26 protein-coding genes are annotated in these 26,608 nt (G+C 65.9%); 10 read left to right on the top strand and 16 right to left on the bottom strand.

What is annotated here, in order from left to right; all coding sequences use genetic code 11:
* From EIP85_RS17490 to EIP85_RS17475, 4 genes are all read left to right on the top strand, one after another.
* Entirely contained in the window at positions 1 to 519 is a 519-nt protein-coding gene (locus EIP85_RS17490; RefSeq protein ID WP_127903505.1) for a tripartite tricarboxylate transporter TctB family protein, read from the top strand.
* A gap of 27 nt (positions 520 to 546) precedes the next feature.
* On the top strand, positions 547 to 2,082 hold the full coding sequence (locus EIP85_RS17485) for a tripartite tricarboxylate transporter permease (protein WP_241560079.1): 1,536 nt from the start codon (positions 547 to 549) through the stop codon (positions 2,080 to 2,082).
* Between the two features lie 401 nt (positions 2,083 to 2,483).
* Positions 2,484 to 3,767, top strand: a complete 1,284-nt coding sequence (locus EIP85_RS17480) for an efflux RND transporter periplasmic adaptor subunit (protein ID WP_127903503.1) — start codon at positions 2,484 to 2,486, stop codon at positions 3,765 to 3,767.
* A 3-nt stretch (positions 3,768 to 3,770) separates the two neighbouring features.
* A complete protein-coding gene (locus tag EIP85_RS17475) occupies positions 3,771 to 6,863 on the top strand; it encodes an efflux RND transporter permease subunit (RefSeq protein WP_127903502.1) in 3,093 nt (1,030 codons plus the stop codon).
* 659 nt (positions 6,864 to 7,522) lie between these two features.
* Here EIP85_RS17475 and EIP85_RS17465 read toward each other — a convergent pair.
* The 6 genes from EIP85_RS17465 to EIP85_RS17440 form a co-directional block, all read right to left on the bottom strand.
* Positions 7,523 to 8,434, bottom strand: coding sequence for a DMT family transporter (locus EIP85_RS17465; RefSeq protein ID WP_127903501.1), 912 nt, complete (start codon positions 8,432 to 8,434; stop codon positions 7,523 to 7,525).
* A gap of 95 nt (positions 8,435 to 8,529) precedes the next feature.
* Positions 8,530 to 8,844 (bottom strand): EthD family reductase, encoded by a 315-nt coding sequence (locus tag EIP85_RS17460; protein ID WP_127903500.1) that lies wholly within the window; start codon positions 8,842 to 8,844, stop codon positions 8,530 to 8,532.
* A 35-nt stretch (positions 8,845 to 8,879) separates the two neighbouring features.
* Positions 8,880 to 9,266, bottom strand: a complete 387-nt coding sequence (locus EIP85_RS17455; protein WP_164871775.1) for a MarR family winged helix-turn-helix transcriptional regulator — start codon at positions 9,264 to 9,266, stop codon at positions 8,880 to 8,882.
* Complete coding sequence (locus EIP85_RS17450) at positions 9,235 to 10,191, bottom strand: DMT family transporter (RefSeq protein ID WP_127903498.1); 957 nt, start codon at positions 10,189 to 10,191, stop codon at positions 9,235 to 9,237. The genes EIP85_RS17455 and EIP85_RS17450 overlap by 32 nt, the downstream gene beginning before the upstream one ends.
* Before the next feature lie 83 nt (positions 10,192 to 10,274).
* Positions 10,275 to 10,739, bottom strand: a complete 465-nt coding sequence (locus EIP85_RS17445) for an SAM-dependent methyltransferase (RefSeq protein WP_127903497.1) — start codon at positions 10,737 to 10,739, stop codon at positions 10,275 to 10,277.
* Between the two features lie 68 nt (positions 10,740 to 10,807).
* Positions 10,808 to 11,713, bottom strand: a complete 906-nt coding sequence (locus EIP85_RS17440; RefSeq protein ID WP_127903496.1) for a LysR substrate-binding domain-containing protein — start codon at positions 11,711 to 11,713, stop codon at positions 10,808 to 10,810.
* Between the two features lie 142 nt (positions 11,714 to 11,855).
* On the opposite strand from EIP85_RS17440, the gene EIP85_RS17435 reads away from it, so the two are divergent.
* From EIP85_RS17435 to EIP85_RS17425, 3 genes are read left to right on the top strand one after another with little or no spacing between them, the layout of a single operon-like run.
* Positions 11,856 to 12,395 carry a sugar ABC transporter gene (locus EIP85_RS17435; RefSeq protein WP_127903495.1) on the top strand — a complete coding sequence of 180 codons (540 nt, stop codon included), beginning with the start codon at positions 11,856 to 11,858 and terminating at the stop codon, positions 12,393 to 12,395.
* Between the two features lie 12 nt (positions 12,396 to 12,407).
* Positions 12,408 to 12,734: a hypothetical protein gene (locus EIP85_RS17430; RefSeq protein WP_127903494.1), complete on the top strand. Its 327-nt coding sequence runs from the start codon at positions 12,408 to 12,410 to the stop codon at positions 12,732 to 12,734.
* 15 nt (positions 12,735 to 12,749) lie between these two features.
* Positions 12,750 to 13,586 carry an MBL fold metallo-hydrolase gene (locus EIP85_RS17425; protein ID WP_127903493.1) on the top strand — a complete coding sequence of 279 codons (837 nt, stop codon included), beginning with the start codon at positions 12,750 to 12,752 and terminating at the stop codon, positions 13,584 to 13,586.
* 61 nt (positions 13,587 to 13,647) lie between these two features.
* Here the strand turns inward: EIP85_RS17425 and EIP85_RS17420 are convergent, their stop codons facing one another.
* From EIP85_RS17420 to EIP85_RS17405, 4 genes are all read right to left on the bottom strand, one after another.
* A complete protein-coding gene (locus EIP85_RS17420; RefSeq protein WP_127903492.1) occupies positions 13,648 to 15,210 on the bottom strand; it encodes an FAD-dependent oxidoreductase in 1,563 nt (520 codons plus the stop codon).
* Between the two features lie 132 nt (positions 15,211 to 15,342).
* The gene (locus EIP85_RS17415; protein WP_127903491.1) at positions 15,343 to 16,530 is read right to left on the bottom strand and encodes an FAD-dependent oxidoreductase; all 1,188 of its coding nucleotides are present in this window, start codon (positions 16,528 to 16,530) and stop codon (positions 15,343 to 15,345) included.
* Positions 16,527 to 17,216: a TetR/AcrR family transcriptional regulator gene (locus tag EIP85_RS17410; RefSeq protein ID WP_206615570.1), complete on the bottom strand. Its 690-nt coding sequence runs from the start codon at positions 17,214 to 17,216 to the stop codon at positions 16,527 to 16,529. The genes EIP85_RS17415 and EIP85_RS17410 overlap by 4 nt, the downstream gene beginning before the upstream one ends.
* Before the next feature lie 18 nt (positions 17,217 to 17,234).
* Positions 17,235 to 18,200 carry an NAD(P)H-dependent flavin oxidoreductase gene (locus EIP85_RS17405; protein ID WP_127903490.1) on the bottom strand — a complete coding sequence of 322 codons (966 nt, stop codon included), beginning with the start codon at positions 18,198 to 18,200 and terminating at the stop codon, positions 17,235 to 17,237.
* 104 nt (positions 18,201 to 18,304) lie between these two features.
* Between EIP85_RS17405 and EIP85_RS17400 the strand changes: the two genes are divergently transcribed.
* Positions 18,305 to 19,096 carry a helix-turn-helix domain-containing protein gene (locus EIP85_RS17400; protein ID WP_206615569.1) on the top strand — a complete coding sequence of 264 codons (792 nt, stop codon included), beginning with the start codon at positions 18,305 to 18,307 and terminating at the stop codon, positions 19,094 to 19,096.
* On the opposite strand, the gene EIP85_RS17395 is transcribed toward EIP85_RS17400, so the two are convergent.
* From EIP85_RS17395 to EIP85_RS17375, 5 genes are all read right to left on the bottom strand, one after another.
* Positions 19,093 to 19,938 (bottom strand): sigma-70 family RNA polymerase sigma factor, encoded by an 846-nt coding sequence (locus EIP85_RS17395; RefSeq protein WP_127903488.1) that lies wholly within the window; start codon positions 19,936 to 19,938, stop codon positions 19,093 to 19,095. The genes EIP85_RS17400 and EIP85_RS17395 overlap by 4 nt on opposite strands.
* Positions 19,938 to 20,417 carry a carboxymuconolactone decarboxylase family protein gene (locus EIP85_RS17390; RefSeq protein ID WP_127903487.1) on the bottom strand — a complete coding sequence of 160 codons (480 nt, stop codon included), beginning with the start codon at positions 20,415 to 20,417 and terminating at the stop codon, positions 19,938 to 19,940. The genes EIP85_RS17395 and EIP85_RS17390 overlap by 1 nt, the downstream gene beginning before the upstream one ends.
* Before the next feature lie 38 nt (positions 20,418 to 20,455).
* Positions 20,456 to 21,088, bottom strand: a complete 633-nt coding sequence (locus EIP85_RS17385) for a TetR/AcrR family transcriptional regulator (protein ID WP_127903486.1) — start codon at positions 21,086 to 21,088, stop codon at positions 20,456 to 20,458.
* Positions 21,089 to 21,105: 17 nt separating this feature from the next.
* Entirely contained in the window at positions 21,106 to 21,606 is a 501-nt protein-coding gene (locus EIP85_RS17380) for an SRPBCC family protein (protein ID WP_164871774.1), read from the bottom strand.
* Positions 21,607 to 21,833: 227 nt separating this feature from the next.
* Complete coding sequence (locus EIP85_RS17375) at positions 21,834 to 23,207, bottom strand: amidase family protein (protein ID WP_206615568.1); 1,374 nt, start codon at positions 23,205 to 23,207, stop codon at positions 21,834 to 21,836.
* Between the two features lie 1,066 nt (positions 23,208 to 24,273).
* Between EIP85_RS17375 and EIP85_RS17370 the strand changes: the two genes are divergently transcribed.
* Positions 24,274 to 25,110 carry a GNAT family N-acetyltransferase gene (locus EIP85_RS17370; protein WP_127903484.1) on the top strand — a complete coding sequence of 279 codons (837 nt, stop codon included), beginning with the start codon at positions 24,274 to 24,276 and terminating at the stop codon, positions 25,108 to 25,110.
* 154 nt (positions 25,111 to 25,264) lie between these two features.
* Positions 25,265 to 25,561, top strand: coding sequence for a hypothetical protein (locus EIP85_RS17365; RefSeq protein ID WP_127903483.1), 297 nt, complete (start codon positions 25,265 to 25,267; stop codon positions 25,559 to 25,561).
* Positions 25,562 to 25,584: 23 nt separating this feature from the next.
* Here the strand turns inward: EIP85_RS17365 and EIP85_RS17360 are convergent, their stop codons facing one another.
* Entirely contained in the window at positions 25,585 to 26,205 is a 621-nt protein-coding gene (locus tag EIP85_RS17360) for a flavin reductase family protein (RefSeq protein WP_127903482.1), read from the bottom strand.
* Positions 26,206 to 26,608 lie beyond the last annotated feature (403 nt).

Genomic DNA, 26,608 nt, shown 5'->3' with positions numbered 1-26,608 from the left:
ATGGCCCGCTTGCGTGAGCGTCGGCTCATTGGGGAGCTGGTCGTCTCGGCCGGCTTCCTCGCCCTGTCGCTGTTGGTCTTCGAGCAGATCGTCGTGGTCTTTGCGCCGGAGGGGGCAGCCTCCGGGGGGGCGCTGCAGAATGCCGCGCTCTATCCCGGGCTCCTGGCCGGCGCATTGGCGGCGCTCACTCTGGTCCAGATCGGAAAGACCCTGACAGCACGGCGGGCACCGAAGATCGAGCCCGATCAGGACAACGGCCGGGTCGCGCCGGAGGACGCCGAGTGGATACGTGCCTTCATCTGCACTGCGGCCTTCGTCTGCTATCTGATTGCACTTCCGCCCATCGGCTACCAGCTGGCGACGCCGGTGCTGATGTTCATCCTCTACCGGTCGCTGGGGGAAACAAGCCTCTTCAAGGTCGCCTTTTTCGCCATCGCGACCTCGCTTGCGGCCTCGTTCGTCTTCGAGCGGCTATTGGACGTCATTCTGCCGGTCGGCCGCTTCGGCATCGGCTACTAGGCATTTCAGGGGAGCAGCGAGACAATGATGACGGGAGCTTTCATCGCCGGGGCGGGGCTGTTTTTCACGCCGATGACGGTGCTGATGACGGCGCTCGGCTGTCTGCTGGGCATCGTCATCGGCGTGCTGCCCGGACTCGGCCCGCTCATGGGCATCATTCTGCTGACCCCTCTTGCCTTTCATCTGCCGCCGGTCGAGGCGATGGGCCTGCTCATCGCGGTCTATGTCGGTGGGTCCTGCGGCGGAGCGATCTCCGCCATCCTGGTGCGTATTCCCGGCACGCCGCTGGCCGCTGCGACCCTCCTCGACGGCCATCCAATGCATCTTAAGGGCAAGTCGCGAGAGGCTGTCGGGCTGGCCATCTCAGCCTCGGCCATGGGCGGACTCATCGGCGGATTGTTCCTGGTCTTTCTGGCCCCACTTTTGGCGGCCGTGGCCCTGCGCTTCGGCCCGCCGGAGTATTTCGCCCTCACTCTTCTGGGCCTGATCAGCATCGCCGTGGTTTCTGGGGAGGAGACCACCAAGGGGCTGATGGCGGGCCTGATGGGGCTGCTCGTCGCCACCGTCGGCGCTGATCCGTTCTCGAGCACCTACCGCTTCACCTTTGGCTACAATCCGCTGCTCGGCGGCTTCAACATCGTCGCCATTGTAGTCGGCCTCTTCGCCCTCTCCGAGATGTTCATCCAGATCACCAGCGGCCATCTGACCGAAAAGCCCCAGGTGCCCTGGGTTAAGACCTCGTTCGACTCGATCGGCGCGGCGCTGTCTCGCTGGGTCAATCTGCTGCGCTCAAGCCTGATTGGAACCTTCTTCGGCATCTTGCCCGGGGCTGGCGGCGTGATCAGCGCCTTCACCTCCTACGCGGTCGCGCGCGCCAATTCCAAACATCCTGAGCTCTTCGGTACCGGCGTGGAAGACGGGGTCATCGCCTCCGAGGCGGCGAACAATGCCTGTTGCGGCGGCGCCATGATCCCAACCCTTGCCCTGGCGATTCCGGGGGATGCCTCCACCGCCGTGCTGATGGGGGCACTCATCCTTCTGGGTTTCTTCCCGGGCCCCGATCTCTTCAGCAAGCATGCCGACGTCGTCGGTGGCATATTCCTGGCCTATATCGCGGCGAACGTCTTTCTGCTGGTGCTGGGCATTCTGCTGACGCCGTTCTTCGTCTCGGTCATCAAGATCCGGAAATCTTATCTCATTCCAATCGTGCTTCTGCTCTCTTGCATCGGCACCTATGCCATTCAGGGATCTGCCTTCGACCTTTGGGTCATGCTGGGCTTCGGCGTCGTCGGCTACATCCTGCGTCGGTTTGACTACCCGCTCGCCCCGATTGTGATCGGGGCGGTGCTCGGGCCGATCTGCGAAAGCTCCCTGCGCCGATCGCTGATCTTGTCCGGCAACAACGTCGACATATTCTTCAACCGTCCGATCTCGGCGGCCATCCTCATCATCGATATCGCCCTCATCCTGTGGATTGCTCTGCCGCGCGGGCTCAAGTCCACGATCCGGGGCCGGGCCATTGGCCTGATGAAGCTGGCGCCGGAGAAGGGCGGCCCGGACTGACCCGGGGAAGCTGCCCGCATTTCTCTTCGTCCTTGCGGGCGCGGCTAACCCAATCACCGCCTCGCGCCCGCTGCGGGGCCGATCCTGCGGGGCCCCAAGGAATGACCGGTTTCGGGATTGAGGTGCAGAACCCGGAACGACCTACTTGGCGGCGCGTTGCCGTCGGACAGCTCCGGCGCTGAAGCAGCCCGCAAACGCGGGACCGGTTGCAGACTTGCACCTTGCTGCGATCGCGAAAAGCAGCGGACCTTCGTCGCGCTCTTGCGAAACGCCAAGATTGGTTAACCCGTGACAAGAAACAGCTCGCTAGACACATGCAGGTTTGCGCATCTGGCGATTGCACAGTAACGTCCCCGTGAACTTTGGTCGGTGGCTTTCGGCCCGCGACCCCGGGGAGACAGATGTCGAAGATCGCAACAGTCCTGCTTCGCGGCCTTGCCGTCATCGTTCCGGCCGGCGCCGGGGTCCTCTCGATTCTCTTCTCTGGCACCTTTGCTCAGGCCCCCCAAACCAAGGAAAAGTCCCAGCCGCCGGTGCCCGTGCGCATTCTGACGCTAGCGCCCGTCGAGGTCACCCCGCGGGTGACAGGCTACGGCATGGTAGCGCCGGCGCGTGACTGGCGGGCGGTGGCGCGGGTCGAGGGCGAGGTGATCGAAACCTCGCCGTTGCTCGCCAACGGCCAGCTCGCGCCCAAGGGCACCGTGCTCCTGCGCATCGATGACACCGACCTGAAGCTGGCGCTCGCCCAGATCGACGCGCAGGCGGCCGCGCTCGTCGTGAAGGACGAGACGCTGATGGCAAGCCTCTCGCTTAGCCGCTCCGACCTCGCGCTCAGCCAGGCCGAGCTCGACCGCCAGAAGCGGCTTCAGGGCCAGGGCGTGGCGACCCAGGCGCAGCTCGACCAGGCGGGACGCGTGACGCTCTCCGCGCAGTCAAAGGTGACCGAGATCGAGAACCAGCTCGCGCTGAACAAGGCCGAGCGCGAGGTGCTCGCCGCTCAGCGCGCCATCGCCGCGCGCAATCTCGACTTCGCCACCATCGCCGCGCCCTACGACCTGCGCATCGACACGGTCAGCGCCGAGCTCGGCCAGGTGGTAACCCGCGGCGCCACCCTGGTCGCCGCCGAAGGCACCGAGGCGGCCGAGGTGACGGCGCAATTCCCGATCGGCCGCATCGGCCCGGTGGTGCGCGGCCTCGGCCCCGATGCCGCAGTAACCGGACTGAGGGCTGTGGTGAGGCTCTCCGCCCCCGGCCACGAGGTCAGCTGGCACGCTATGGTGGACCGGGTCGGCGAGACCATCGACCCCCGCACCCAGAGCGCAGGGATCGTCGTCCGGGTCGCCGATCCGCTCGACCTCGCCCAGCCCGGGGTGCGCCCCGAGCTTCGCCGCGGCATGTTCGTGGTGGTCGAGCTCTCCGCGCCGCCGCGAAAGGCGCTGGCGGTGCCGGCCGCGGCGATCCAGGGCGGCCAGGCCCTGGTGGTGACCGCCGACGACCGGCTGGAGCAGCGCGCGGTGCGGCCGGCCTATATGATAGACGGCGTTGCGATCATCGCCGATGGCCTGAAGCCCGGCGACCGGCTGGTGGTCACAGATCCCTCCATCGCGCTGCCCGGGATGGCGGTGAAACCCGTCGAGGACAAGGCGCTGAAGGCCGAGATCGCCGCCGCCGCGAAGGGGAACTGAGCCGTGATCGCCCTCTTCGCGCGGCACCGCACCGCCGCCAACATCCTCATGCTTGCCTTCATCGGGCTCGGCCTCTTCGCCCTGCCCACCCTGCAGCGCGACACCTTCCCAGTGGTCCCGCCGACCATCGTCGAGGTCCGCATCGCCTATCCCGGCGCCTCCCCGGCCGAGGTCGAGCGCGGCATCTGCCTGGCGGTGGAAGACCCGGTCCGCGCGGTCGAGAACCTCTCCGAGCTCACCTGCCAGGCCCGCGACAACCTCGCCGTGATCGACGCCGAGATCGTCGAGGGCGCCGACATGACCCGCTTCGCGCAGGACGTGAAGGCCGCGGTGGAGGGAGTGACGACGCTCCCCGACAAGGCCGAGGCACCGGTGACTCGGGTGGTCGAGCGGGTCGCCGCCGTCGCCTCGGTGGCGGTGACCGGCCCCGCCGACCCGGCGGTGCTCTACGCCTACGCCGACCAGCTGGCCGAACGGCTGAAGCGCAACCCGGCGATCTCGCAGGTCGATGTCGCCGGCTTCTCGGGCCGCGAGATTTCGGTGGAGGTCTCCACCGCGGCGCTCCTCGCGCATGGGCTCTCGATCGCCGACGTGCAGGCGGCCCTCGCCCGCAGCAGCCTCGACCTGCCGGCCGGCACGGTGGAAGGCCCCCGCGGCGACGCGCTGATCCGCTTCGCCGGCGAGCGCCGCACCCCGGCCGAGCTCGCCACCGTCCCGGTGGTCGGCTCCGCCGCCGGCGGCGAGGTCCTGCTGGGCGAGATCGCCACCATCACCCAGGGCTTCGCCGACCCCTCGGTCGCCACCTGGTTCAACGGCAAGCGCGCCGCCATCGTCAACGTGACCAAGACCGCGAACCAGGACACCCTGAAGGTGATGGCCGCGCTGCAGTCCGAACTCGCTAAGGCGCGGGCCGAGGCGCCGGCCGGCATCACCCTCGACATCTCGCAGGACAGCACCACCAACATCGTCGAGCGGCTCCGGATCATCGGCACCAACGGGCTGCAGGGCCTCATCCTCGTGCTGGTCACCATGTGGCTCTTCTTCGGCTTCCGCTTCTCCTTCTGGGTGGCGATGGGGCTGCCGGTCTCGTTCCTCGGCACCGTCTTCGCGATGCAGCTGATGGGGCTGACCATCAACATGATCACGATGGTGGCGCTCCTGGTCGCCATCGGCCTCCTGATGGACGATTCCATCGTCATCTCGGAAAACATCGTGCGCCGCCGCCAGCAGGGCGAAACCGCGGTCGAGGCGGCGGTGAACGGTGCCGTGCAGGTGGCGCCCGGGGTGGTCGCCTCCTTCCTGACCACGGTGATGATCGTCGGCCCGCTCGGGCTGATGGCGGGCGCCATCGGCGCGGTGCTGAAATTCCTGCCGATCGTGCTGGTCATCACCCTCGTGGTCAGCCTCATCGAGGCCTTCTTCATCCTGCCCCACCACCTGCTCCACGCGCTCAGCGGCGAGCTCAGGCCGGGCGCCGTCAGCCGCGCGGTGAACGGCGCCTTCGACCGGCTGCGCGACCGCGTGGTGGTGCCGCTCGCCCGCCTCGCGCTGCGCTTCCGCTACCTGACGCTGGGCCTCGCGCTGTTCCTGATCCTGATCTCCGTCGCCCCGATCAAGGGCGGCTTCCTGAAGTTCCAGAGCTTCCCGACGCTCGAAAGCGACACCGTCGAGGCGCGGCTGCTGCTCGCCCAGGGCACGCCGCTCGCGCTGACCGAGGCGCGGGTGCAGAAGGTCGCCGCGGCGCTCGAGGCGCTGAACGCCGAGGAAAGCCCGAAGCAGCCCGGCGGCCAGCCCATAGTGCAGAAGCTGACGATCTCCTACGGGGTGAACGCCGACGTCGCCGAAAGCGGCCCGCACATGGCCACCGTCTCGGCCGCGCTGCTGCCCGCCGGCACCCGCACCACCTCCGTCACCGCCATCCTCGACCGCTGGAAGCAACTGACCGGCCCGATGCCCGACATGGCGGCACTGCGCTTCACCGACAAGGAGCGCGGGGTCGGCGGCAAGCCGATCGACATCCGCCTCGCCGGCCCCGACCTCGCCGCGCTGGAGGCCACCGCGCGCGAGCTGCGCGGCTTCTTCCGCGGCTTCGCCGGGGTGCGCGACGTCACCTACGACCTGTGGCCCGGCAAGCCGGAATACGTCGTCACCCTGAAACCCACCGCCGCCACCGCGCTCGGCGTCACCGCCCAGGGGGTGGCCGCCGCGCTGCGCGCCGCCTTCAAGGGCGACACCGGGCTGACCGTCCAGGACCCGCTCGGCCCGCTCGACATCGTGGCCCGGCTCGCGGCACCCGACCGCTCCGGCGCCGCCGACATCGCCGCCTTGCGCATCGCCGGGCCGAACGGCGCGCTGATCCCGCTCTCCACCGTGGCCGACATCGCCGAGACCCGCGGCTACGCCGGCATCACCCGCACCAACGGCGAGCGCACCGTCACCGTCACCGGCTCGATCAACCCCGCCGTCGCCAACGCCCGCGAGCTGATCGCGGCGATGAAGGCCGACTACCTGCCGAAGCTCGCCGAGAAACGCCCCGAGGTGCGGCTCACCGTCGCCGGCGAGGAGAAGGACGCGGCCACCACCGGCTCCTCGCTGGTCAAGAACCTCGCCATCGGGCTGATCGGCGTCTACCTGATCCTCGCCTTCCAGTTCCGCAGCTTCCTGCAGCCCGTCGCAGTGCTGGCCGCGATCCCGCTCGGCGTCGTCGGCGTGGTCTGGGGCCACCTGGCGCTCGGGCTGCAGCTCTCGCTGCCGAGCGTCGTCGGCCTCGCCACGCTGGCCGGCGTGGTGGTGAACGACTCGATCCTGCTCATCGAATTCATCAAGGAGCATTTCGGGAAGGGCGAGGACATGGTCGAGGCCGGGGTGGCCGCGGTGCGCGACCGCTTCCGCGCGATCTTCCTCACCTCGCTGACCACCGTCGTCGGGCTCGGCCCCCTGCTGTTTGAGCAGTCGACCCAAGCGCAGTTCCTGCGGCCGATCGTAGCCAGCCTCGCCTTTGGGCTCACCGGGGCGACGCTGCTGGCGCTCTTCGTGACGCCCGCCGTCTTCGCCATCCTGGCCGACCTGCGGCTGGTTCAGCGGCCGTCGTCTTGAAACTGAGCGCAGGGCCGTTCTCCGACCCGGTCCGGCATTCAAGAGCGGAGCGCCCGGGGGGCAAGCACCTGCCCGTGGTCCAGGCGAAGGCTTCATCGATGTTGGCGCAGAGTCTGCCCCTCCTGGACTTTCGGCTGGTTCGCTGTGAAAGACCGCTTCCAAGTTGCTCGAGCTTGACCGTGAACGGCCGACTACGGGGCGCGTAGCTGCCCGGCGGCTTGCGCTAGTAAGGAGCCCGCCAGCTCCGGGGCCGACTGCGGAATGGCAGGTTGCGTCATCTCAACTCTATTTTGACCGGCCGATCGGAGAACCGCGCCTCGCGCGGACTGACGGTATATTCTTGTTGTTTGGTCAAAAGGCCGTAGAGCCCTGGGCGGCGACCACGAAGCCAACGACGGCCCGTGCAGGTCGGCAAGAGGTCAAAGTCAAGATCGGCCACGACCATACGATCCGCTGCGGCCCAGGTTTCCCGAAGGATTCGTCCATAAGGATCAATGATCATTGCATTGCCGGTGCGTAAACTCCACATCCCGTCCGCCGGCGCGCGAGATCTGGCTGCTCGCAAGTCGCGTGGGGCTCAAGCGCCCCGAAGTTCATCGGGTCTTTGCAGGTCTGCAGGAGTTGTTCCAGTCACGCTGGAAACCTGAACGGTTCCCTAGCTAAGCCGCTTTCACCGGACGTCCCTCACGTCCGACCAAAGGTCTGCGCCGCAGCACGACGAAGTTGCCGAGCACAATGAGACCGACGCCTGCGAGTTTCGCCGCCGTCCACTGATAGTCCTCGAAGATCGAAGAGAGCAGGAGAGCGATGATGGGGAACAGGATCGTCGCATACGCGGCGCGGGCCGAGCCGATGCGCCCCAGGAGCGTGAGGTAGGCGCCAAAGGCGACGATTGAGCCGAAGATCGCGAGGGCGAGCAGACTGAGAACATAGCCGGGGCGGGGGTCGAAGGCGAACCGCCCCTGCGTCGCGAGCGCGCCCATGAAGAGCAGCCCCGCACCATATGTCATGCCCCAGGCATTGGCGCTCAGCACGTCGACCTTGCGCGCCTGCAGGCCGCGCGAGGCCATGTTGCCGAGCGAGGCCAGGAATGTGCCGCCGATTGATAGAAGGATCGCCAGGCCGGTAGCATTCCCGGCGAAGACGGCGCCGATCTCGTCGCGGAAGAGCAGCGCGCTTCCGGCCAGCCCGATTAGCGCGCCGGGCCGGATTCCGGGCTGCGGACGCTCGCCGAACATCAGCCGGGCGTTGGCAATGTTCATAAAGATCAGGAAGGAAAAGATCACCGCCTCGAGCCCGGTGGTGAGGCCGAACGCCGTCGCGGTGTAGAACAGAAGGTAGTTCAGCGAGAAGAGGCACAGGCCGAGGGCGAGGAAACGAAGATGCGTGCCGCGATCGAAACGGGTTCGCGGTCTGGCGAGCAGGAGATAGCCCTGCAGCAGGGCCGCCGCGATGGCAAAGCGATACAGGACGGACTCGATCGGGGGCACCACGCCTACTTGGAACTTGATGGCAAGCCAGGTTGATCCCCAGATCAGGACGACAAGGGCGTAAAGGCCAGAGTTCAACATGCAAATCTCGCTAGTTGGGATTAGATCGCTCGGCAGCGTCCGCCATCGAGAGGCGGATTCTGGCCGTTTGTGTATGCCTGAAGCGACGAAGTCACCTACGCTCCAACGACTTCGCTGAACTGCACAATGGGTGCGATGTCCGTATAGTTGACGACATCCGCGCGGATCTCCGGTGAGTGGGGACCGAACGCCTCCTGGAATATCTCCGGAGACGGCGAGTAGATGTGGCACGCCGCGACGAACTCCGGCGCGCTTCCTGGTTCGCGACCCGAGAACCCCTTATCGATCTCATAGCGAAGGCAGGCATCGCCTAGCCGTTCCTGGATCAGCGGCATGTGGCGAGTGCGGTAGTAGTCGTGATCGAACTTCGAGCCGCCGTCGGCCGGATAGTAGACACTCATCTTGATCATGGTTGGGCTCCTGCCTATTAGTGTCGCGTTGTCGTTCAATCTGCATTTTCTTCGGCAATCACCCGAGCCCGTCGAAGATGGCCGAGAAGGATTTCCCACTCCGAACCAAAGGCGGACACGAAATTCTCCTGGACTTCTTCCCAGGCCGCGCCGGCGTCCTTGCGCAATGATTGGCCGCTATCGGTCAGAGACAGAATCTGCTCCCGCCCATGGCCCGGCTCGGTTGCTATTAGATTGCGGCGTTGAAGAACGGAAAGCGCTCGGTAGAGCGTGGTCCGTTCGAGCGACAACATCTCCGCAAGATCCATCGTTGGGACTGCGCCGCGCCTGCCGATATTGTTGAGAATGGCGAACTGCATGGCGTTGAGATCGAAGGGCGCGAGCGCGCGATCATAAAGCCGCCCGGTCGCGCGCGCCGCCATCTTCAGATTGGTGCAGGCGCAGACGATCGGATCGATGTCCGACTTTGCTTCGTTTTCCGCTGGCATAGAAGACTCCAATCAGGATGAGGCAGGTCCCCAGACCCTCACGCAGATCCAGAGGCTCGCCGAGGAACGCCGCTCCCAGGAGGAGTGCGACAGCAGGGGGTATGTAATAGACCGTCCCGGCACGTAGTGCGCCGAGCTCCGAGATTAGCTCGTAGTAGATGACGAAGGCCGCGCCCGTGCCGAGGAACCCCAGCCCGAGAACCAACCCGGCCAGTGCGCTCGGGAACTGCGCTAGGGTATCGATCGAACCGGGCCGGGAGAGTGGTAGCAAGAGCGCCAGCGCGAAGATCATCTGCCAGGCGGCAAGCCGATTGGAGCCGAGCCCGAGGGGTTGCACGAACCGGCGCGCATAAACCAGCGCCAGTGCGTAGCTTAGCGCGCCGCCCAGCATCGACAGCACGCCTGCCCATTCGAGCCTCCCAGCGGACTGGTCCCCTCCGAGCGGCGATAGCAAGAGGATGCCAGCGAGCCCCAGAACAAGGCCCAATACCGTTGCTCTGGTGGGACGCTCTGACGGAAGTGTGACCGCCGCGATCGCCGCCGTAATGCATGGAACCGATCCGGCAATCGCGCCCGCCACACCCGACGGGAGATGCTCGGTCCCCATGACGAACAGAACATAGGGGCCGAGGCTGGCCAGCAATGCCATCGCAAGAAAATGGGGCCAGTGGCTCAGATCCCGCCACAAAATCCGCCTGCGCCAGAACGCCAGGGCGACGATCGGCACTGCTCCGCAGGCCGTCCGCCACATCGCGACATCGAGGGCCGGGATACGGACCACCGCCAGTTTCATGAAAAGGAAGTTTGCGCCCCAGAAGAAGCCGAGGACGGACAAGAGGGCTGCGGCACGCATCGACATGGTAATGATGTATATGCATCACATTCTGGAATAGCAAGCGCTTGTCAGGATCGACATGTCGCGCGAAGAAGAATGAGTGGCGCCTACCAATATTGCGCCATCATCTCCGCAACCCAATTAGGCTGGAAGACGTCTTCCCGAGGGAGGAACTCGTGCATCACCGGTTTGATGTCGACCACGGGTGTCCCATCAATCGCATCGAGTCCAGCAACTGTCAGTCGTGTCCCATCGACAGAAATGATCCGGCAGATCGTCGCCCCAAGCCTGTTCGGTCGGTTCTTGCCGCGCTGAGCGAATATTCCTGTAAGTGGCCATTCCGCACGGTTCCTTGGGTGCCGGGCGCCGGTCTCGACCTTGTCGCGCGGGACCCTGTCGAAGACGAATATCACCTCGGCATGGCTAAACGCCTCCAGACCGACCAGCGCGTCGGCTGTGAAGATTGCCGCATCGAGTTCAATGACAGCGCGGGTGGCTCCCCAATCGTCGTCTCTCGGATCTAACCTGCCTCCGCGGACATAACCAATTGGCAGAATCTCGTATGAGACCATACCTCGGGTACCTCCCTCATCTGTCCTCTGCAGAATGCCGACGCCAGAACTTCACCCGGCGGGCAGCGTCATCCCCCATTCGGCCGCACGTCAGCCCTAGCCTCAGCGAGAAGCCAGCGCGTGAAGGCTCGCAAGGGACCGCTTGTGGCCTCGACCGGCTCCGGTAGGACGAGGCAGAATGTCTTGGCGATGCTCGAGCCTGTCGGCCACGGGGCGACAAGACGGCCCTGTCCGATTTCCGCTTCGACGTAGAGTCGCGGGACCAAAGCGATACCAAGGCCCGTGAGGGCTGCTTCGATCAGCATCGAATAGAGATCGTAACGCGCTCCGACCGCAATATTGGCCAGTGCGACACCGGTTTCCGCGGCATAGCGTGGCCAGGCATCGGGGACCTGGCGCTTGTGAAGACGTGGCAACTCGAGCAGCGCGGCTTCCGGTGACACGTTCGCGAGCAAAGCGGGGTGGCAAACCGGCACCAAGACCTCGTGAAGCAGCGGGTAAATGTGCATGCCGGCCCATGCAGGGTGCTCGAAGTGAACAGCGGCGTCGACCCCACTACCCGGGAGATAGAACGGCTCTACCCGATCTGAGACATGAACGGTGATGTCCGGGCAGAGGTCCTGGAACCGCTTCATCCGCGGGATCATCCATCGGCTGGCGAAGGTTGGAGAGACGGCGACGCTGAGGGTTCCGCTCTCGGCCGGCCGTCCCATCGCCAGTTGGCTGTCGCGTTCGAGCCGATCGAGAATTTCACGTACTTGTGCTGCGTAACGCACTCCATTGGGCGCGAGCTGCACCCGGTTCCCGACGCGGGTAAACAGCGTCGCGCCGAGGAACTCCTCGAGCCGCGCAATCTGTCGACTGATTGCCCCCTCGGTCAGCGCGAGTTCCTCGGCGGCGCGGGCAAAGCTGTTGTGCCGCGCTGCGGCCTCGAAGGCCATGAGGGCGGAATTACTTGGAATCTTGCGCCGCATCGGAGCCTCCGCGAGCACGGGTTTCAGCTTGAGCGATGGTCATCGAAGCTTGAGAAAGTATCGTTTTTCATCGGGGGAATGGAACCATAGCTTCACGGAGCAATCGGGAGCCTGCCACGCTCCTCCCGGAAGGACAGCTAACATGATCTATACCGTTGAATGCAGTTATACCGATCCTGCCAGCGAGGCGGAGTGGAACGATTTCTATAGCTTGGAGAAACTGCCGGCCCTGATCTCCGTCACAGGGTTTCACAGCTCGCAACGGCTGAAGGCGCTTGGACCGGGCTTCCCGACCTATCTGGCGCTGCACACGGTCGACGGGCTCGATGTGCTGGAGGGGCTGGAGTACCGTGAGAAAGGCGGTGGCAATTTTGCGCGCTGGCAGCAGCACATCACCGATTGGCACCGCAATCTCTATGATGCAGCCGGTTCTGCCCCGGGGGTCGGGAGGGGCGAGGTACTGGCGGTCAGCCACCATGGCCCCGACGCGCTTGTCGACATGGGTCTCGGCCCACTCACCCTTCAGGCCGTTGCTCTGGAACGGCATCCGGCCCGGCGATGGCTGGCGAAGCTGCCGCGGGAAGCCGCCGAGCTTACGGCGGGCTTGGCCGGCGGCCTCCAGCTCTACGCTCCGATGACCGAACAACTGACGAGCAGGCGTGCCGCTGCGGCCTCGAAGTAAGGACGGCGTCCGATGCCCAACGTCACGTTCTACTTTCCAATCAGCGACATGCCGCCCGATGATGCCCGCGCCCGTCTCACCGACGCCTGCACTGCGCTCTGCATCGACCCGCTGAAGGCCGCGCTCAACAATGTCCATGTGTTGTTCGTCGGGGTAAAGCACGGCCGTGGCCATCCTGTCTTCGCCGAGATCCGCTATCGGCAACAGCCTCATCGCACGCCCTGTGTCATGGCGGAGTTTATGGAGGCGCTGGACGCCGCAATCCGCGACACCACCGGGCTCACTGCCCGAGTCCGCTGTTTCGGCTACGGGCCCGCGCAAATCTACGCACGCAACTGAATAGGAGAGAGATTCATGTTCGACTTCGAACTTCCAAGTCGGTGCGTCGGCGATTTCACAGTCACGGCGCTCAGCGATGGCTACCTGACGACCCCTCCCGGAACCCTTTCCGGCATCGACCAGGCCGAGGCGCGTGGGATGATGGTAGCTGCCGGCGTCGCCGAGCCTGCGCAGGTGCATATCAACTGCTACCTGATCCGCGGAAACGGCGGCACGATCGTCGTCGATGGCGGCGGCGGCGGGGTTCGGCAGATGGGCGGCAAGCTGCCTGCCGTCCTGACGCGGGCGGGGGTCGCACCCGCGGATGTCGATACGATCCTGCTTACCCATGCCCATCCCGATCACGTCGGCGGACTGCTCGGAACCGACGGCGCGGTGACTTTCCAAAATGCAGAACTCGCAGCAAGCGAACGCGAAATCGCCTTCTGGCAGGACGACGGGCATCTGGCCAGGGCCGACGCGCGGCGCCAGGGCAATTTCGCGGCGGCGCGGCGAGTGTTCGATGGCTATCGCGACCGGCTGTGGACCTTTAACGGCGGCGAGGTGATGACCGGCATAACCGCGATGGCTCTTCCCGGCCATACCGCCGGTCACACCGGTTATCTGGTTGAATCCAGAGGCGAACGCCTGCTGATCTGGGCCGACATCGTCCATTTCCCCCATGTCCAGATCGCCCGCCCCGAGGTGTCCGTCGCGTTCGATCAGGAACCGAACCTTGCAGCCCAGACACGCGCCAAGATCCTCGACATGGTCAGCACCGAGGCGCTGCCGGTCGCCGGCATGCATCTGGGCGAAGCGGGCTTTGCGCAGATCACACGAATGGGCTCCCGTTACGCCATCGAGGATGCCTAGCTCCCAGCCGCGCCCCCGGCCTCGGGCCTGAACTGTGGCCGAGGCTGCCTGCGCCCACCAGTCACGCAAGCTGAGCGGCTCCCGTCGGGGCGGCACCCAGATGCGCCTCGGCATAGGCCTTAAGGCGCGCGCCCGCCGCCTCGGCCGGGCAGATCAAAGCGACGTAGCCATCGGGGCGCACGAGGACGGCCTGCGGCGTCGCGCCGAACAGTTGCCGGAACGCCGCTTGGTATTCCGCCGCGGGCCGAACCGCGGCCGCTCGATGGAAGGGCCCGGCCTCGCTCGCCTCGTCCTGCGAAGTGAAGAGCACGGTGAACGCCGACGGATCGAGCAGATCCTGCGCTCGAGCCGGCCGCCAACCATCCCCGGCGCGATGTTCCAGCGCCACATCCGGCAACCGATCACCCGCCCTCAACGAGCCGTGATTTGTGCCTCCTTCCGTGAGCGGGCTCTCGCGATAGCCAATGGCCACCTGGCTCATCCGCGCCGTGGCTCGCTCCTGCACGAAGTCACGCGATCCGAGCCAGGGGCTGACATGGTCAATGAGCCCGCGCCGCACCGGGTTGGTGGAGGCCATCCCGTCGGTGAGCTTCTCCGTGCCGAAGAGCACCTCCCGGATCACCGGCAGCCGTTCGGCCTCGTAGCTGTCGATGAGGCTCTCGGGTGCCGCACCATGGATCACCCGGGCGAGTTTCCAGCCGAGGTTGATCATGTCCTGCAGGCCAGTGTTCATCCCCTGCGCTCCGGCCGGCGAATGGATGTGCGCGGAATCCCCGCCGAGTAGCAGCCGGCCGACCCTGAGCCGCGAGACCATGCGGCTGTTGATCCGGAACCACGAACTCCAGACCAGATCGTGCATCCGTCCCGGCAGATGGGCGCGGCGGTCGAAAACCTCCTGCAGTTCCGGCAGGGTCGGTGCCACGCCCGTCCGCGGCACATCCGAGGCGATCAGCCGGAACCGGCCGCCGCCGAGCGGGAACATGCCCAGGAATCCCGCACCGGAAGAGAAGATGTAGAGCTCGCCCGGCTCCAGCCCGCCGTCCACCTGCACGTCGCCAAGGGCGAACTGCTTCGCGATCGGCTTGCCTTCGAACGGCAAATCGAGCGTGCGGCGGACCAGGCTGTGCGCGCCCTCGGCGGAGATGATCCACGGGGGACGCAGCTCCTCGAGGCTTCCGTCGGCATGGCGCAGCACAGCGGTCGGCAGGTCGCCGGCACGGGTCGGCGAGCCCTGCGCCAGCGCGATCATTTCGGTGCCCCATTCGACAGCGGCACCATGCGCCGCGATGACCTCACGCAGCAGGTTCTCGGTTTCGACCTGGGTAACGAAGAGGATGTAGGGAAAGCGGCTTTGCACGTGGGCGAAGTCAAGCCGGAACAGCGGTTTGCCCTCGCCATAGAAGTTGCCGTAGCGCGTTGGCAGGCCGCGTTCGATCAGCGGCTCGGCCAGGCCGCGCTGGTCGAGAAGCTCGAGCGTCCGCGCCTGCACGCCGATGGCGCGCGAGGTCGTCGCGGGCCCTGTGGCTTTCTCGATCAGGCGGACGGCGATGCCCCTGCGGGCCAGTTCCAGCGCCGCCATCAGGCCCGTTGGGCCGGCGCCGACGATCAGGACGGGATTCGGCATGGAAAGCTCCTTCTGTCTGCGGGCCGCGCCGGGCCCGGTTCTGGGGTCGTGCTGGTGAGTGATGGCGGCAGTTCCGTCGGGCCTGCGGGCAAGCCGAATTCGGCTCGGGCTTCCGATACCGGTGGGGGCCGCCTATGTGTGCTGGCCCTTTGTCGCGCCCGCAAAGATGCCCTTGGGACTCGGCGGCACGAGGCCGCCGATGAGCCGCGAGACGATGGGCAGCGACGAGAAGTTGAAGACGATGGCGCGCAGCCAGACCCGGAACCGCGAACTCGGCACGATCCATTCTGCCGTTCGCCGGCCCGCGGCCTGCTTCTTCTCGGCCTCGGGGCGCATGACGCGCTCGAAGGCGACCAGCGCGGCGCCAATGTCATCGTGCTCCGCCAGCATCCGGGCCAGGAGATGGGCGCCCCCGATCGCCAGCGAGGCCCCCTGCCCGGCCAGCAGGGACACCGCATAGGCGGCGTCGCCGATCAACACGGTGCGCTTTCCGTGCCAGTGTTCAGCCTCGATCTGGGCCACGACATCATAGTAGATATCGGCATTCTCGGGGGCGCCGGCGAGGATTTCCGGGATCAACCAGCCGAGGTCGCCGAATTGTTCGGCAATCGCCTGCCGGGTGTCGGCCGCACGCTCGGGCCGGGCATCACGCCACAGGAAATAGACAGCCACCTGATCGCCCTGCATCCGGAAGATGCCAGCCTGTCGACCGGGCAGCGACAGCATCGTGAAGTTCCCCTTTGCCGCCTCGGCGACGGCCTGAGACCGGAAGATGTAGGCGGCGGTGTGATAGCCCAAGAATTTCAGCGCTTCGGCTTCCCCGCAGAACATCTGCCGCCGAAGCCCGGAATGCAGGCCGTCCGCCCCAATCAGAAGATCGGCTTCCGCACCCGTGCCGTCGTCAAGTACGACAGCAACACCCGTGTCACGATCTTCGACCGCGATAACCTCGCTTCCGAACCGGAGCGCCACGCTCCCCGGCAGGGCCTCAAACAGGACCTGCTCGATATCCCCCCGCATCAGCGAGAATAGCCGACCGCCGAGCGAGGCCCGCAGCGCCGCATAGGACATGTAGGCCTGGTGGCTGCCGTCGCCATTCACAAGCTCCACCCCGTCGATGGCGTGGGCGCGGCACGCGAGGCCGTCCAGAAGCCCGTTTTCCTCGGCCGCGTCATAGCCGGGTCCGAAGAAGTCGATCATGTAGCCGCCGGAGCGCAGCTCTTTGGCGCGCTCCAACACGGTCACATCCCAGCCCATCCGGCCAAGCTCATAGGCGGCGGTCAGGCCAGCAATGCCGGCGCCCGCGATGATAGCCTTCATTCGCCTGTCTCCTTCCCGTCTTCGCTTGGTGCAACCTGGTTCACGAAGAGCTTCCAGGCGCGTTGAATCTCCGTCCGTCGCTCCGGGAACGCCTGCAGGTGGATCGCCATTCCGTCGGCGGTCACGAAGATCAGGGTTCCCAGCGCCCGCGCCTCGTCGGGGGCGAGCGGGCCGGGGCAGAGCTGCGCGACGATGCCGCAAAATGCATCCGCGGCTGCGTTGACCGTTCCGAGCACCCGCGTTCGCAGCCGTTCGTCGAACAGCGCCCTGCCGATAAAGACGAAATAGGCCCTGGCGACCTCGTGGCCGGTCTCGTCGAGGCCGAACGAGGCGTTGCCGATGCCTTCCAGCCAGCTGCGTAGCGTCATGCCCTTGGGCGGGGCAATGATATCCATGCCGCGCGAGAACTGATCGAACGACTCGAACACTACGTCGTCGAGGGTCGCGAAATGGTGGAAGAGCGTGGCCTTCCCTACCCCGGCCGCTTCGGCAAGGCGCGAGGCCGAAAACCCCTCCAATCCACGCTCCTTGAGCACGCGTAGCGCGGCATCAAGGATGGCTTGACGTTTGCTCGAGCGCACCATCGTCGCTGTTTCCTTCGCATTCGCATCGAATTCACCAAATGTTGCCGACCGATCGGTCGGTCGGCAACCAGAAATGGTTTCGCCGCGCGGAATTTCGCCCACGTTGCAGGACATCCTCCGTCAGCAAAGGCCGCCGGCGAGCTCCCCGACGATCTCTGCTGCCGGGAGGCTGGCGCGAACCATCCCCACCGCCGCGCCCGCGTAGAGCGCCATCGCGTCGACGTCTCCGGCCACGCCGCGCGTCGGTGCGCCGAAATGATAGCGCGGGATAACCGATCCATCCGCGCGCGTGCCGATCCCCTCACCCTCGTTCGGCCGTTGCCCGACGAGAGGGCGACCTGCCTCTTCCCAGAGCCTCGTGGTGGCGTTCCTCAACGTCCGGAGCGGCGCGCCGGACCAGCCAAGATTGAACAGCTCCGAATGGAGCGTGTCGTCACCGCCCGAGGTGAGTACCCGGTCCTGGTAGCGCGGATGGATATCGGCCTCCGCGCTCGCGAGAAACCGCGTGCCCACCCAGACCCCAGCCGCACCGAGCGCCAGCGCCGCCGCAACCCCGCGCCGGTCGGCAATACCACCGGCTGCCAGAACCGGAAGAGGGAACACCGCGTCGACCACCTGCGGAACCAGCGCCATCGCTCCAACGTCCCCGCGAACATGGCCGCCGGCGTCACGCCCCTGGGCGACGATCAGGTCGAAGCCGGCATCGGCGGCGCGCATCGCTTCGTCGATGGAGCCGACCACCTGGATTGCCGCGGCACCTGCCTCATGCACGCGCTTCACATAGCGACCGGCATCACCCCAGAAGAACGAGATGATCTGAAGCCCATGGTCAAGCGCAACGGCAAGCTGGTCCTCGATCGGAAAGTCCAGCACGAAATTCGCGCCGTAGGGCCGGCGCGTCAGCTTTCGCATCTCACCGAACAGCCGGTCGAGTTGCTCGGGGCTACGCCAGGTGCAGGCCAGGTGTCCGACGCCGCCGGCCTCGGACACTGCCGCCGCCAGCTCGGGCGATGCAACCGAACCGATCGGCGCCTGGAAGATCGGCGTGTCGATACCGAGCAGGCTGAAAATGTCTTTGGGGGGCATGTGAGTCCTCCTTTGCTTCCATTGTTGCCCCTGCATAGGTTGACCCGCTTGCGGGATGGGGTCATTTATCGATGCAAACGGGCCATTTTCCACGAACGTCGAACATGTCATCGGAACCTGCGCACTACCCGGACGTGGATCGGCCGGTCATCGCGATGGCGAAGGAATTCGCCGCGAACACGCGAACCGGGCGCCATGGCCATGTTCGCGCCCAACTCATTCACGCGATCGAGGGCCTGATGGTGGCGACTACCGATCATGGAACCTGGGTCGTCCCGCCTGGCTTCGCGCTCTGGGTGCCGCCCGGCATCCGGCATGATGTGGCGATGCACGGCTCGGTTTCCATGCGCACAGTCTACGTTCGGTCCGCGGAGGCCGCATCGCTTCCTGACGCGATCCGCGTCGTTGCCGCGTCCGCGCTGCTTCAGGCGGCGCTCGTCTCCCTGTCCGCCGATCCGCCGGCCTACGACGAGCGGAAGCGCGGCGGGCATCTCGCGGCCCTGATCCTCGACGAGATCGCCCGCGCACCGGCGACGCCCTTCGCCCTGCCGGTCCCCGAGGATCAGCGGTTGGCCAAGCTTGCACGGGCGCTGATCCGCGACCCGGGCGCAGCACTGGATATCAACGGCTGGGCCGACGAGATCGGCGTGAGCCGCCGAACCCTGACCAGGCTTTTTCGCGCGCAGACGGGCATCTCCTTCGGGACGTGGCGGCGGCGTCTGCGGCTGATGCGGGCCCTGGAGCGATCCGCCGACGGTACGCCCCTCGCCAGGGCGGCGGCGGGTGTCGGCTACCGGAGCCTACCGGCCTTCCGCACAATGGCCCGCAAGGAGTTCGGCGCGGATTTCGAGGCTGTCCTTGGATCGCGCCGCCCCGCAAAGGGATCGCACAGTTAATGCAGATGCCGAAGCTTGTCGGGGTTCCGGACAACGTAGATCGCCGCGATCTTGCCGTCCTCGATTTCGAGTGCCGTGGTCTGCATCTCTCCGTCGGGTTCGAGTGTGACGAAACCCGGCAAGCCGTTCACGAATCCAAAGCGGATCGGTTTCGAGGCGCCAAGTGGAAGTCGCTCATAGAGCCGCAAGAAGGCCTCGATCCCGAGGATCGGCCGCAGCGCTGCGGGACGCTTGCCGCCGCCATCGGTATGCAAGCTTACATCGTCGGCCAGAAGCGCCTTCAGCGCGGTCGTGTCTCCGCTGCGGGAGGCGGCGAAGAAGGCCTCGGCAAGTGCGAGGCCCTGTCGCTTCTCCACCTTGAACCGGGCTCGCGCCTGGCGAACGTGGCCGCGGGCTCGGGCGGCGAGCTGGCGGCACGCAGCCACGTCGCGGCCGATGGTGCTCGCGACCTCGTCGAACTTCACCCCGAACACGTCATGCAGCAGGAAGGCCGCCCGCTTCAGCGGCGTGAGACGTTCGAGTGCCAGCATCAGCGGAAGCGTCACGTCTTCCTCATCCTCCTCCTCGACGACCGGCTCGGGAAGCCAGGGACCGACATAGCTCTCCCGGCGGCGGCGCGCCGTCTTGAGTTCATCGAGGCACAGCCGCGTGACCACGCGGCGCAAGAAGGCCACCGGCTCGCGGATTGGACCGCGATCGATCTGCATCCAGGCCAGGAACGCATCCTGCACCACGTCCTCGGCATCCGCCACCGAGCCGAGCATGCGGTACGCGACCCGCTGCAGCGTGGGACGCAGCGGCGCAAAGCTGGCCGCTGCGTCGTCGGACGTCTCCTCCGCCATCAGGCAGCCGCCGCCTTGGCTGCTGCCTTGATCGCCGCCGGGTCGGCAAAGGCGCGGAAGCCGACCGCGAGGCGGTTGTAGCCGTTGATGATGTTGATCAGCACGGTGAGCTTCACCTGTTCCTCCTGCGTGAACTCGGTCTCCAGCGCCGCGTAGGCGCCGTCGAGTTCCGGCCCTTCGGAGAGCCGCGTCAGCGCTTCTGTCCAGCCGATGGCCGCCCGTTCGCGATCATTGTAGCACGGCGCCTCCCGCCAGGCCGGCAGCAGGTCGATGCGCTGCGCGGTCATCCCCAGTTCGCGCGCCTCGGTGCCATGGAGGTTTAGGCAGTTGGCGCACCGGTTGATCTGAGAGGCACGGATCTTCACGAGTTCGACGAGCTCCGGCTCCATCGCGGCGGCGGCAGTGAGTGCATACATCGCCCGCTGGTATTCCTTGGCAAGCGTGGGGGCCGCGGCAAAAAAGTCGAGTCTGGCAGTCATGGCTGGCGTCCTTCTGTTAGTTACATATCCATGACGAGTCAGGGCCCGGCCAATGTGACATTGCTGGAAGGATTTTTCTGGGTCGAGCGCTCCGCGTGGTCACGCAGCGGGACATAGTTCGCCAGAAAATGCTCCATGGTCTCCTCGACCTGCCTCAGGTTCCCCGAGGCCAGAAGCGACAAAAGGAGGCCCCGGGTGACGGCGAGAAGGAGACCCGCCGATGCGCGCCGCGCGTCGGGAGCGACGCCGATCTTCTCCGCGACGATTTCCAGCGGAGCCAGCCAGGTATCGACAAGCGCGTGCAGAAAGTCCCGGGTGTCGTCCCGACCTGCGAGCGCATAGCCGTAGACTTCGAAAAACAACTTCTCCCGCGGCCGCATTCCGGGCGCGCAAAAGCTGCGCCAGACCTCCCGCAAGCGCGCGACCAGGGGACGTGCGTCGTCGTCGAGCAGGCCCCGCATCCAGGCGGCTTGCTCCACTTCGAAGGAGCGGACGATCTCGATCAGCAGCCCTTCGCGCGAGCCGAAGTGATAGACCAGCATGCGGTGGCTGGTTCCGATGGCCGCGGCAAGCTCTCTCAGGCTGAAGTCTGGTGCCTCGTTGGCTCGGATATGTTCCAGCGCCGCCGACAGCAGGCGCTCCTTCGGGCTGGTTCCGGCTTTTCTGGACATGAGCTTCCCGCCCCCGTTCAATTACGGCCCGGCACGGCCTTTGGCGACATTGCGATATTGGCCCGGGCGGCGTCGAGAATTGATGGGTCCGTAGCGGCCTTTGCCAACTTCCGCGACGTCGAGCCCAGCACCCGTCGCATGACCAGCTTCCAGAACCATCCAGACCCGAACGACATGACCTCGAAATGCGCCCGCCACGAGATATCCGTCCCTCCCGCCGTTCCGGGCTCCAGACGCACATCGGCCCGATAGTCGCGAAAGGGCATGCCCGAGCGCAGCACATAGCTCAGCTGACGCCCGTCCGCGATCTCGACAACCTCCTCGCGGGCCCGGCGGCCCGGACTCACGAAGACCCGGATCGCTCCGACGCCCAGCGGATCGGTCTTGCCCGCCCGCTCGAGTTCGAAGGCCGAGAACATGCTCCAGCGCGGCCAGGTCGAGCCGTCCTTCAGCAGCGCGAAGACGTCAGCGGGGGCGGCCGAGGAACGTGCGGTGGCTGCGATCTCGATCGGTCTCATGTGCGTGGCTCCTGTAATGTACCATTGGTACATAATGATGGGTGGAGCCACCGGGAGGTCAAGGCTTGCGACGTGTTTTCGTCAGCTGCGCCTCGCCAAGGGCGGGATGGCGCGGGTGTGTCGCCCTTGCAGAGCAGTTGCCTGTGCCAGCGACATCGACCGTCGGCCGTGAGCTCGCCAGAGGCCTGCCCACGCGACGGCTGCACCGGAGTGCTGCCTTGCCAATCTCAGTGCCATGTCTCCCCGGGCACATCGACACCGGTTCCGAACTCCCTCTCGATGAGCTCGGCGAGACGAAGCGCGGTCAGGTCCTCCCAGAGCGGCGCGATGATCTGCACCCCGACCGGCAACCCCGCGGACGTCACGCCCGCCGGCATGCAGGTCGAAGGAAGGCCCGGAAAACTGGCAATGCCCGCCCAAGCGCGTTGCTGAAGATAGGGCGTCTGACCACCGTTGATGATCAGCGTACGTTCATGCACGGGCTTATCATCGTGGGGGAATGCCGCTGTCCCGAAAGGTGGCGCCAAGACAACGTCAAAGTCCCTGAACACAGCCTCCCAAGCGCGGCGAATATGGTCCCGCGCATTGAGGAGCTCCATCCATGCGCCAGTGGTCATGGAAGTGTCTCGTCGCGTCACGACGTCGGCCATCGCGCAATAGTGGCGGTGAGTCAGTTCAAGATCGGGAAGGCGTCCATCGGCGCGCTCGACCCTGGCGCCTACATTGGCGAGACGGTCTGCCAAGCGGCGCAACGGTTCAACCACTTCCTCGTCCGCGTCGACAAGCGGGTGGCGCTCCAGAACCAGCACACGGAACTCGAAAAGGCGATTGGCGCGGGGGGCGGGAAGCTGCAACCGCCATGCCTTCGTTTTCGGAAATTCCGGGCCCGCCAGGACCTTGAGTGCCAAGGTCAGATCGCCGGCGGTGCGCGCCATCGGGCCGACGACGGCAAGACCGGGATCGGCACCCACCATTGCACCCGGCGGTGCGTAATCCGTTGATGAAACGAGTTTCGCAGTCGGTTTGTGGCCGAAGACGCCGCAGAAATGCGCAGGCACTCTTATTGATCCTGCAAGGTCGGAACCGAGTTCCAGCGACACCATACCCGCCGCGAGAGCCGCCGCGCTTCCCCCCGACGACCCCCCTGGAGAGTGCGCGAGATTGTACGGGTTCGAAGTACGGCCGTAGATTGCATTGCTGCTCTCCCACCCCGCCAAACCTGGCGGCACATTCGTCTTACCGATGATTACCGCACCGGCGCCCTTAAGCCTCGCGATCGTCGCGCCGTCTACATCCGCCGTCCAAGTTGCAAATTGTTTGAGCCCCCAGGTCGTCGGCAGCCCGACGGTACGGTGCGACTCCTTCACGGTTATGGGTAATCCCAGCAAGGGCCGCTGCTCGCCCCGTCGCAAGGCCTCATCCGCTTCCCGAGCCGTCGCCCGCGCACCCTCGAAATCGCGCATAACAACGGCATTGACCGCCCCGTCAACGGCTTCAATCCTGGCGATTGCGGCCTCAACGAGTTCCCTGGCGCTAACCGCACCCTCAGACAGTGCCGCCAACATCTGGCGGGCAGACGCGCGGTGATATTCGATCTCCATCCAGCGTGCCCATGGTCCAACGCAATAAAGCAAACTCGACCTTCAACGAACCGAAGCCTTTGAAGACCCGGCCCTTGCAGCCGTCAAAACGGCTGACGCGACGGCCTTCACGATGCCCGCCACAGGTCGTGCGACGATGCTGCAACCTTGGGCAGTACCTTCGGAAGGTCAAGGCACTCGGCTCCGCTTTGTCGAATGTGCTCTGGGATAGGCAGAGGGCGCGCCTACATGGACGGACCGGGCTGGCCGGACCCTTGCCGGTGCGTGGAGCGCCCTTTGACTTCGTTCACCCGGATAGTTCTCCGCTTCGGCCACCCAAATACGGTTTGCCTTGCGATCGTTAATTTCGAACAAAAAAGGTGGGCTGGGCGAGACTTCGCTTCGGCCCAAACTAGTGGCCAGTTCGAGGCCGTTTGCGCAATGGCTGGTTCCAAGCTGTCTGCCCGGCGAAAGCGGCCATTCATAGGCGCGGCACGAAGGCCGAGAGAGCGGCCCGTTGCGGACTTTCGGACACTAAAAGGGTGATGCGGGATAGTTGCCCTTCACGATGTCGCGCAGCATCTCGGGATCTCGAACAGCAGCAGCGCGAACGAAGCGGCCCTTCAAGCCAGGTGCGATGGAGGGCCGGTGCCCTAGCGCGGGTGGGCGCTGCCGACCGGCCTGGTCTTCGCTTAATGGTGACGCTCTCCGACGGCTTTCCTGGCACCAGCGTCGCAAAACCCCCTCCCTTGGTGATGGTCGGGCGTCGGCCCAGTGGTGCGTTCCGCGCCTTGTTCCGGGCCGGGAAACGTCGCAACCGGAGCACTCAAGGAGCTGCAGCGCCGCCCCCATCCAACGCCCGCCACGGGACCACGGCCCCCGCGCTTCGGGAATCCGTTCAAGAGTTCCGTCTTTCCCCAGCAACCGGTCGACGCCGTCAAGCACCCCGCTCGCATGGCCGGGAACGAGGGGGCCCGTCGCGCTCAAGGTTCGAAACGCAGCCCCTCCCGTTGCTTAACCGGTGCGCTGCCGCTATGAAACGGGCATGCCCCCAACAACACCAGCGCCCCCCGACAGCTCATCACTCATGCCGGACGCGACTCCCTCATACCAACCGTTCGGCGCCGACGCGCTGGAGAGCTTCGACGCGGCCGATCTGGCTTACACCGCCTACAACGCCGAGCGGTCCCTGCAGGACGGCGAGAACGCGCTCGAAATCCGGTCCTTCGGGGCGGGGCTCCACGGCCTGCGCGATCCTGGCCGCGAGGAGTCCTACTACAACAGGCTGGTCGGACTGAGCGAAGCCTCGCTCGACAGGCTCGGCGCCGCGATCGACTGGTATCATGCCGCCGGACGCGAATGCCGCGCCACGCTCCTCCCGAACCGGGCGACGCCGGCGCTGATCGGCCGTCTGGAATCGGCGGGCTTCCTACTCGCAGCCCACGACTGGATCTTTGCGATCCATCGGAGCGCGATTGCAACGCCGTCCATGCCGGTCGCAGTACGGCGCGCCAGTGCCGAGGATATGGATGTCGCCTTCGATTTATGGGAAACGCCCGACAGCCCGATACCCGCGAAGGTCCGGGCGCTACGCCGCCCGGCACACCTGCGGGCCGATTTCGCGATCTATCTCGCCGAGATCGAAGGCCGGCCGGCCGCGATGGCCACGAGTTTCGTCGCCCACGGCATCGCCTGGCTCGGAAACGCCAACACGCGCGAAGCCGACAGGCGCAGAGGTTGCCAGCAGGCGCTGATGCAGCACCGGCTTTGGGAGGCGCGCGAGGCAGGATGCACCTGGGCGGTGACCGACACGGCCTTCGGCACGGCGACCCACCGCAACGCGGAACGGCTCGGGATGCACCTAGCCTTCAGCCGGTTCGAGGTCCGGCTGCCGGCGCCGGCCGGGGCCCGAACGCCGCCGTGATGGCCGACGAGCCGGTAGCGCTCAGGATCGAGCCGGTCTCGGGGGCCTTGCTGCCGTTTAGGTTCCGCGCGACCCCGAGCCCATGGCCTTAGTTGGCATTTGTAAAAAGTTGACCTTACTGCGAGGGTGCGCCGAGCCGCGCTGGGAGACTCCTATGCCAATTCACATCACCTACCTCGAAGACCCGGGCGAAGAGGAAAGGCACGCCATTTTCGTTCCATTGTTGGAACGCAGCCCGAGCATCGCTACGGCCCGCGATCTCTCGGCCTGGCTCAGCCCGCTCGACGGGGCGAAGCTGATCGCTTGCCCGGTCCAGTCCGAGGTCGAAGGATTCTTCGTCGGCTATGGAGTTTCCGACAACCACTTCAAGCGCCTCGACCTCGCAGAGACCCGCCGGGTGCTGGGCTACGCGCCACAGGACGACGCCTTCCAGACTTTCCGTGTCGCGTAGGTCTTGGGCGGCTGGAGCGCGCGTCAACTCTCGGCGCGAAAGTTACGCCCGAGATTGGTAGCGTTACCGAAGTAATGGCGGAAGACGTAGTGAAGCGGGTTCCAGCGCTCGGTGTCGATATGGTTGGTGCCCGGCACCACAATGTCGCGGTGGGCATGAATGAGGTCCACCCCCACCTCAAGGAGCAGAGGGCGCGAGGGCTGCCCGGCCCAGTCCTGCATGCTTTCATGCTGTGCCAGCAGCCGAGCCTCGAATTGCAGCGGACACTCGGCGATGCGGGGCGGTGCAACGGTCTCGCTCGCTTGTCGGGTGAAGCCGCCGCGCGCGAACTTGTCCGCCTCATGCGCGAATCCAGCTTCCGCCTTGTAAGTCGGCACCGGGTTGGCGCCGGTGGTGGGCGCGATGCGCTCGACCCGAGGCCAAAGGTCGGCTGCGGGGAAATTCAGCGTGCATTCACCGGCGCGCAACAGGTTGATCGTGCCCTGGCCGGTCGAACTCAGGCCGAGGACCACCGAGCGACCGAGCGCCCAGGCCGAGGACATCGGCGTGATGTTGGCGGAGCCGTCAGGGTTGAGGGTGACGATCAGCACGACAGGCGTGCCGAAATAGAGGATGGAGGGGGTGATGGTCAGGTGATCGGACATTACGGGCTTCCTTATTGGTCGCCCTCTCCTAACAGGTAGCATCACCGGAATGCTTCGACCCGAGCCGAAGCATCGCCTACCCGCGCGGGCCCAGACGGTCTCGATGAAAGATTCCCGCCACCCCCTGCCCAGTGTCAGCTTTGGCGGGCGCCACGTTGAACGACCGCTCTCGGGGTGCCCTTCCCCGCCATTGAACGGCAGGGATGAGGAAGCGCCCGATCCGCTTACAGGATGTCCATCCCCGCTCCTGAACGTCCGGGATGGGGGCGCTCAGCCGCCCTTCGGGCAGGGCGCAGCGAAGGGCAGCGACGAGCCCTTCTACCGCATGACGCAGGCGCGGCATTTCGCAGCCGTGGCATGGGGGGCATCGTCAAGTTGACGGGTGTTGGCGTGCAGTCTAGCG

The sequence above is a fragment of the Solirhodobacter olei genome, from assembly GCF_004010155.1.
In the GTDB taxonomy this organism is placed as follows: Bacteria; Pseudomonadota; Alphaproteobacteria; order Rhodobacterales; family Rhodobacteraceae; genus Solirhodobacter; species Solirhodobacter olei.
Note: the sequence above shows the minus strand (reverse complement) of the source record. Positions and strands in the feature narration are given on the sequence as shown.